The organism is Mycobacterium sp. GA-1199, from assembly GCF_001500045.1.
Lineage (GTDB): Bacteria > Actinomycetota > Actinomycetes > Mycobacteriales > Mycobacteriaceae > Mycobacterium.
This window is the reverse complement of record NZ_LQIX01000035.1, coordinates 1-4,235: the sequence shown is the minus strand read 5'-3', so window position 1 is coordinate 4,235 and position 4,235 is coordinate 1. Positions and strand designations below refer to the sequence as shown.

Below are 4,235 nucleotides of genomic sequence, written 5' to 3'. Positions count from 1 at the left end.
CATTAGGTGGTGGGGCGCCGGGCGCGCCGCTGCCCCCGCCGCCCGGTGTGCCGCTTCCTCCGCCGCCACCAGCACCCGCGCCGCCTCCGCCGCCTCCCGCGCCGGCCCCACCACCGGCACCCGCGCCGCCGGGACCGTAGCCGCGTGGCCGTACAGATGAGCCCGCAACGGTTCGACGAACTGGTCTCCGAGGCGCTCGATCTGATACCGCCGAAACTCGCCGACGCGCTGGACAACGTCGTCGTCCTGGTCGAGGCCCGCAACGACGAAGAACCCGACCTGCTCGGGCTGTACCACGGCGTGGCCCTGACCGAGCGCGATTCGTGGTACGCCGGTTCGCTACCGGACACCATCACGATCTACCGCGAGGCGCTGCTGGCGCACTGCGACAGCGAGCACGAGGTCGTCGACGAGGTGGCGATCACGGTGATTCACGAAGTCGCCCATCATTTCGGCATCGACGACGAGCGCCTCCACGAACTCGGGTGGGGTTAGCGGGCGAACACACCGCGCGGCAACTGCGCTTTGTCGCACGTGGGTGCTATCAAGGGGCCATGACCGAGTGCCGAGAATGCGTGGCGGGCCTCGAGCACTGCCACGGCACCGTCATTCACCACGCCGCGTATCGGCAGGAGTGCACCGAACCCGATTGCGTCACCCCGGAAGTCGCGCACGCGTTCGTGATCGATTGCGAGGCAATCGACTGCGCGTGCGCTGTCGTGGTGTCAGCCCATCGGGTCGGCTGAGCGCAGGGCGTCCTCGACCGGGCGCACGTCGGGCTCCGGATAGAACGGCGGCGTCATCGACCCCCATTGCAGGCAACTCCACCTTCCGTCGGTGATCGGCGCCAGCACGACGGCCTCCGTGTTACCCAGATGGTGGTCGAGCGCGAAACTGCTCTCGACACCGGCCAGCACCGAGGACACCAACCGGATCGCGGCGCCGTGGCTGACCACCACGATGTCACCGTGCCAGCTGTCGTCGTCGAGATGGCGCATCCGCAGCTGGGTGATGGTCGGCACATAACGGTCCAGCACGTCGTGTCCGGTCTCGCCGTTGGGCATCGCCACGTCGAGATCGCCGTCGTGCCACTTCTGGTAGATGGTTTCGAACGTCGCGATCGCCTCGTCGTCGGCGCGGTCCTCCAGATCGCCCACCTGGACCTCGTGGACCCCCTCGAGTTCCACAGGCGGCAACCGCAACGAACCGGCGATCTCCTCGGCGGTCTGGCGGGCCCGGTGGGCCACCGAATGCGCCAGGATCGCGGGCGCGGCAGGCAGCCCCTTGGCGAAGAAGCGCGCCTGATCGCGGCCGAGGTCGGTGAGTTCTGCGCCGGGCGGACGGGTGTCGAGGCGACGGTGGACGTTGGCCAGCGACTGTCCGTGGCGCACCAGCACCAGACGCCCGCTCACCGCTGTCCCTCTCTGAGTCGGGCCAGCCAGCGGGAGGCTTCGTCGAGTCCGGGAGGGGCCGCGCCTGCGGCCGCTCCGGTCGGCCAGGATCCGAGGAATCGCATATCCGAACAACGACGGTGCAGCGCCCTGAGTGCCTCGGCCACCGCATCGTCGTCGATGTGGCCGACGCAGTCGAGGAAGAAGATGTAGGTGCCCAAACCCGTTCGGGTGGGCCGAGATTCGATGCGGGTCAGGTCGATGTCGCGGACGGCCAACTCGGTCAGTGCCGACACCAGCGCGCCGGGGACGTTGTCGAGTCGCAGCACCACCGACGTCCGGTCGGCGCCGGTGCGCCCCGGCGGCGGCGCAGGCGCGCCGACGAGCACGAACCGGGTGCGCGCGTTGGGTTCGTCGACGATGTCTGACGCCAACGACTCCAGGCCGTAGCGCTTGGTGGCAAGCGCGGTGCTCACCCCCGCATCGGCGCGACCCTCGGCGACGTCGGCGGCTGCGGCGGCGTTGGAGTTGGCGGGCACCACCTGCGCCGACGGCAGATGCTCGGCCAGCCAATTCCGCACCTGCGCGGCGGCGACGGGAAACGCGGCGACGGTCTTCACGTCTTTCGTCGCCGTGCCGTCGCGGACCGCGATCGTGAACGAGACGTCGAGCGTGAGCTCGGCGAAGATCTGCAGCGGTGTGCCACCGGCGAGCCCGTCGAGGGTCGGCAGCACCGAACCCTCGATCGAGTTCTCGATCGGCACGCAGGCGTAGTCGGCAGCGGCTTCGCGTACGGCGGCGAGCGCACCTGTGGTGCTGTCGCACGCGACCGGTGTCACCTCTCCGGCGCCCTGCCCGCCGGGCAGCATGCCGCTGCTCGACATTTTGAGCAGCGCCGCCTCGGTGAAGGTCCCCTCGGGCCCGAGATAAGCGATGCGCAGCACGGATCAACACTATCGGGTCACTGCGGTAATGCCGTTCCGCTGCACGAAGGCCTTGCGGGATCCGGGATGGCTTAGTTAAGTTAGGCTCACCTTATCTCAGAGGAGGCGGGATGGCGACAACGGTCACGGCACCGACGACGGCCGAGCGGATCCGCAGCGCATGCGCCAAGGCGGGCGGCGCGATGCTCGCGGTGGAGGGCGGCGACAACGGGACGCCCACCGAGACACCCGTCCACCATTTGCTCGACGACGGCTCGTTCGCGATCACCGTTCCCGCCGACAGCGCGGTGGCGGCCAAGGCCGTCAGCGCGGGCACCGGCGGAGTGCAGGCGGTGCTGGAGATGACGGACTACGCGCCGCTGCCGCTTCGCGAGCCGGTGCGCTCGCTGGTGTGGATCCAGGGCCGCCTGCACGACGTACCCTCCGGTGAGGTGTCGGCCCTGCTCGACCTGATCGCCTCCGAAGACCCCAATCCTGCGCTACTTCAGGTCAACTCGGCGACCGCCGACGGCGACAGGGAACACACCCTTCTGCGGCTGGAGATCGACTCTGTGGTCGTCGCCGATTCCACGGGCGCCGAATCGGTCACCGTGAGCACGCTGCTGGACGCCCGACCGGACCCGTTCTGCGCGATGGAGTCGTGCTGGCTGCAGCACATGGAGTCCGCACACCGCGACGTCGTCGAGAGGCTGGCCAGCCGGCTCCCGATGTCGTTGCGCCGTGGCCGCGTCCGGCCCCTGGGTTTGGACCGCTACGGCGTGCAGCTGCGTGTGGAGACCGACGAAGGTGACCACGATGTGCGGCTGCCGTTCACCCGCCCGGTCGACGACGTCACCGGGTTGAGCCAGGCGATCCGGGTGCTGATGGGCTGCCCGTTCCTCAACGGGCTGCGCGCACGGAAGTTGTGACGGCACTACCCTAGCTCCGGTGACCGGCGCCCCCGACGAGCTCACCGATCCCGCGCGCCGGGCCCTGCGCATCGAGATCGTCGTCGTCCTGGCGGTGACGTTCGGCCTGTCGGCCTACAGTGCGCTGCTGAACCTGATCGAGTCGGTGCTCCTGGGCCTGGCCGGTCAGGTCGTCGCGCTCAATCCGCGCCGCTCCCCTTTCGACCTCATCGACCTGGGCCTCAACCTCGTCTGGGTTTTCCAACTGTCGGCATGGGGAGCGCTGGCCGTATACCTGTTGTGGCGCAGCGGAATCGCCCTCCAATCGATCGGCCTGGGCCGACCCCGCTGGCGGGCCGACCTGCTGGGCGGGCTCGGGCTCGCCGCGCTCATCGGGCTGCCGGGCCTCGCGCTGTATCTTCTCGCCCGAACCCTCGGCATGAACGCCGACGTCGAACCGGCCGAGTTGTACGACACCTGGTGGCGGATTCCGGTGCTGCTATTGACGGCGCTGGCGAACGGCTGGGCTGAAGAGGTCATCGTCGTCGGCTACCTGATCACCAGGCTGCGCCAGCTCCGCGTGAGCCCGGCGACCGCCGTGATCGTCACCAGCGTCCTGCGCGGGCTCTACCACCTCTACCAGGGCTTCGGAGCGGGGCTGGGGAACCTGGCGATGGGCGTGGTGTTCGGCTATGTCTATCTGCGGACCGGCCGGCTGTGGCCGCTGATCATCGCGCACGCGCTGATCGACGCCGTGGCCTTCGTCGGCTATGCCCTGGCCGCCGGCCACCTGGGCTGGTTGCGCTGAACATGCGGGTCGGCGACGTACATTTCTTCAGGTGACCGACAACCGGCAACCGCCCCGCGGGTTCGAGCCGCCGCCGCGGCCGCGCCGGGAGCCGTCACAGGTGATCCGCCGCGATCCCAACTACCGGCCGCCCCCACCGAACCCGCCGATCGGGCGGCCTGCCGTGCCTCCGCCCCGTATGCCTCCGCCCCGCGTGCCTCCACCC

General features: G+C 69.6%; 6 protein-coding genes. 4 read left to right on the top strand and 2 right to left on the bottom strand.

What is annotated here, in order from left to right; genetic code table 11:
• Window positions 1-144: 144 nt before the first annotated feature.
• Both AU198_RS19525 and AU198_RS25925 read left to right on the top strand, forming a co-directional pair.
• The gene (locus AU198_RS19525) at window positions 145-495 is read left to right on the top strand and encodes a metallopeptidase family protein (RefSeq protein ID WP_064350236.1); all 351 of its coding nucleotides are present in this window, start codon (window positions 145-147) and stop codon (window positions 493-495) included.
• A gap of 59 nt (window positions 496-554) precedes the next feature.
• Window positions 555-746: a hypothetical protein gene (locus AU198_RS25925; RefSeq protein WP_082691119.1), complete on the top strand. Its 192-nt coding sequence runs from the start codon at window positions 555-557 to the stop codon at window positions 744-746.
• Here AU198_RS25925 and AU198_RS19515 read toward each other — a convergent pair.
• Both AU198_RS19515 and pheA read right to left on the bottom strand, forming a co-directional pair.
• Entirely contained in the window at window positions 726-1,412 is a 687-nt protein-coding gene (locus tag AU198_RS19515; RefSeq protein WP_064350234.1) for a histidine phosphatase family protein, read from the bottom strand. The genes AU198_RS25925 and AU198_RS19515 overlap by 21 nt on opposite strands.
• A complete protein-coding gene (pheA, locus tag AU198_RS19510) occupies window positions 1,409-2,335 on the bottom strand; it encodes a prephenate dehydratase (RefSeq protein ID WP_064350233.1) in 927 nt (308 codons plus the stop codon). Before pheA ends, AU198_RS19515 begins: the two co-directional genes overlap by 4 nt.
• 110 nt (window positions 2,336-2,445) lie before the next feature.
• Here pheA and AU198_RS19505 point away from each other — a divergent pair, with 110 nt between their 5' ends.
• Together AU198_RS19505 and AU198_RS19500 are read left to right on the top strand one after the other, a co-directional pair.
• Window positions 2,446-3,243, top strand: a complete 798-nt coding sequence (locus AU198_RS19505) for a DUF2470 domain-containing protein (protein ID WP_064350232.1) — start codon at window positions 2,446-2,448, stop codon at window positions 3,241-3,243.
• Window positions 3,244-3,262: 19 nt separating this feature from the next.
• Window positions 3,263-4,030: a CPBP family intramembrane glutamic endopeptidase gene (locus AU198_RS19500; protein WP_064350231.1), complete on the top strand. Its 768-nt coding sequence runs from the start codon at window positions 3,263-3,265 to the stop codon at window positions 4,028-4,030.
• Window positions 4,031-4,235: the final 205 nt, after the last annotated feature.